This window comes from Noviherbaspirillum sp. ST9 (genome assembly GCF_048799745.1).
Taxonomy (GTDB): domain Bacteria; phylum Pseudomonadota; class Gammaproteobacteria; order Burkholderiales; family Burkholderiaceae_D; genus Noviherbaspirillum.
Genome location: NZ_JBLWFR010000106.1, coordinates 1 through 648 on the forward strand (window position 1 = coordinate 1; position 648 = coordinate 648).

1 protein-coding gene is annotated in these 648 nt (G+C 43.2%); it reads left to right on the forward strand.

What is annotated here, in order from left to right:
- Positions 1–23: 23 nt before the first annotated feature.
- The coding region (locus ACNOHI_RS25005; RefSeq protein WP_420477433.1) for a carboxypeptidase-like regulatory domain-containing protein at positions 24–648 on the forward strand (625 nt) is incomplete at its 3' end.

A 648-nucleotide genomic window follows, 5' to 3' on the forward strand; every position in this document is an offset into this window, starting at 1 on the left:
CCATGAAAAAAAGGAAGGAAAGGATGAAAAAATTCTACGTACTACGATTTTCCCTTTTTGTTCTGTGTCTGCTTTTTAGCCTGGGTGGTTTTGCTCAAGCTCAGCGGAAGATTACAGGTACTGTGATTGACAAGACAGGACAAAGTGTTATTGGTGCATCGGTCATGATAAAAGGGGCAAGGACCGGGACTCAGACTGATGTGAACGGTAACTTCACCTTAAACGTCAATAGCGACGCCGTTATTGTGATCTCGTATCTGGGATATTTATCTCAGGAAATACCTGTTGAAGGTAAGACCGTATTTAAAATTGTCCTGCAAGACGATTCACGATTATTGGATGAAGTGGTTGTTGTAGGGTATGGAACAGTCCGAAAAAAAGACCTGACCGGGTCTCTTTCTTCTGTGGGAACGAAAGCTATTAAAGACAAGCCGGTAGCTAATATTGGAGAAGCATTACAGGGGCGCGCTGCAGGTGTGCAAATTATCAACTCTGGGGCCCCTGGCAGTAATGTAAATATCCGGGTACGGGGTTTAGGTTCGATAAATAATGCCGATCCTCTATTAGTTATAGATGGAGTTCCTACGGATATCCCTCTTAATGCGTTGAATCAGAATGATGTGGAGACCGTAGATATTCTGAAAGATG